The 503-nt window shown below is 22.3% G+C and carries 1 protein-coding gene; it reads right to left on the bottom strand.

Going from position 1 to position 503, the window contains the following annotated elements:
* Positions 1-159 precede the first annotated feature (159 nt).
* The gene (locus tag M0D11_RS07500; protein ID WP_368862548.1) at positions 160-357 is read right to left on the bottom strand and encodes an HMG-box domain-containing protein; all 198 of its coding nucleotides are present in this window, start codon (positions 355-357) and stop codon (positions 160-162) included.
* Between the last annotated feature and the right edge of the window lie 146 nt (positions 358-503).

Here is a 503-nt window from a genome sequence, read left to right as displayed (position 1 = left end):
GTCATTTATTTTAAACTTAAATTTTTTTCTTTTATAAACAGAAAAAACTAAAATAAACAAGAAAATTAATAACACAATAATTATAGACAATCCTATTATCACTCAATACTCTACTGATAATTCTGATCATTTAACTAGAAGATTCATTCTTTAAACCCTTTATTTTTTGCTAGTTTTAGCAAGCAAATATCGTTCTTTATCGGCATTAGCTAGCGATTGATATTTTTCTTTTTCAGTTATATCTAATTCAAGCCATTTTTCATAAATTTTTTTAACTAATTCTTGAGGTTTTAAATTTGGATATTTTACTTTAAATTCTGATCGTTGTTCTATAAGAAAAAAGAAATAAGCATTTATTGGTGGTTTAGGTGCATTAGGATTTTTTTATCTTTTTAGTTCTTTTAACTTTCTGATTTTTCTCTGCTTTTGACATATAAATAACCTCCTAAATTTTATTACTATAATTTTACAATATTTCTTCAATTAATAATTTTTAATATGCT

The organism is Spiroplasma endosymbiont of Lariophagus distinguendus, assembly GCF_023846195.1.
Lineage (GTDB): Bacteria > Bacillota_I > Bacilli_A > Mycoplasmatales > VBWQ01 > Spiroplasma_E.
Note: the sequence above shows the minus strand (reverse complement) of the source record. Positions and strands in the feature narration are given on the sequence as shown.